The 1,186-nt window shown below is 39.4% G+C and carries 1 protein-coding gene; it reads right to left on the bottom strand.

What is annotated here, in order from left to right:
• Positions 1–1,186, bottom strand: a 1,186-nt coding sequence (locus HMPREF3239_RS02220) for a Rib/alpha-like domain-containing protein (protein ID WP_256323731.1), incomplete at both ends; no start/stop codon positions are given.

The raw sequence follows: 1,186 nt of genomic DNA, 5'->3' as shown, positions 1-1,186 counted from the left end.
ATCTGCGTCTGCATCTGCATCGGCATCGCTATCTGCGTCTGCGTCACTGTCTGCATCTGCGTCACTATCAATTGGTTCTTCGTCAATGACAACTTCTACTGTGATATGATCTTGTGAACCATCTGGATAAGTTACTGTTACTGGAACATAATATGTGCCAGGATTTTCACCATTTGGTAAACTTTCTGGATCATCCACTGTAACTACTGGCTGTTCTCCTGTCGTTGGATAGTTAGGAATAGTTACTGCTCCAGTTACATCACCCTCAGTTGTTGGTACTCCATATGGCTTACGAACAACATCACTTGTTGGTTCATATTTAGTAGCAGTAGCTGCTGGTTTTTTACCAGTTGTTACTGGTACATCAATATGATCTACTGTGCCATCTGGATATGTCACTGTTACTGGAACATTTACTGTTCCTGGTGTAGTTCCATTTGGTAAATTACCTGGGTTATTAACTGTGATTACTGGTTGTTCCCCTGTTGTTGGGTATCCAGGAATTGTTACTGAACCAATTACATCGTCTGATGTTGTTGGTGTTCCATAATCGTGGTTTACACCATTACTTGTTGGTTCATAAATCACTTTATCTTGTGTTGGTTTTTCTCCTGTCGTAACAGGTACTGTGATATGATCCACACTTCCATCTGGATAAGTTATTGTTACTGGGACATTTACTGTTCCTGGTGTAGTTCCATTTGGTAAATTATCAGGATTATTAACTGTGATTACCGGTTGTTCCCCTGTTGTTGGATAATTAGGAATTGTTACTGAACCAATTACATCATCTGATGTTGTTGGTGTTCCATAATCATGTTTCACTCCAGTTGTTACTGGTTCATAAGTGACATTGTTATTAGCAGGTTTTTCTCCTGTTGTCACAGGTACATCAATATGATCTACACTTCCATCTGGATATGTCACTGTTACTGGAACATTTACTGTTCCTGGTGTAGTTCCATTTGGTAAGCTATTTGGATTATCAACTGTTACAACTGGTTGTTCTCCTGTTGTTGGGTATCCAGGAATTGTTACTGAACCAATCACTTCATCTGATGTTGTTGGTGTTCCATAATCATGATTTACACCTTCACTTACTGGTTCGTAAATTACTTCGTCAGGTGTTTCATCGTCTTTAGTAACAACAGTTACTGTCACATGATCTTGTGTGCCATCTGGATAT

The organism is Staphylococcus sp. HMSC34C02 (genome assembly GCF_001838705.1).
Taxonomy (GTDB): domain Bacteria; phylum Bacillota; class Bacilli; order Staphylococcales; family Staphylococcaceae; genus Staphylococcus; species Staphylococcus borealis.
This window is presented reverse-complemented; position numbering and strand designations above follow the sequence as displayed.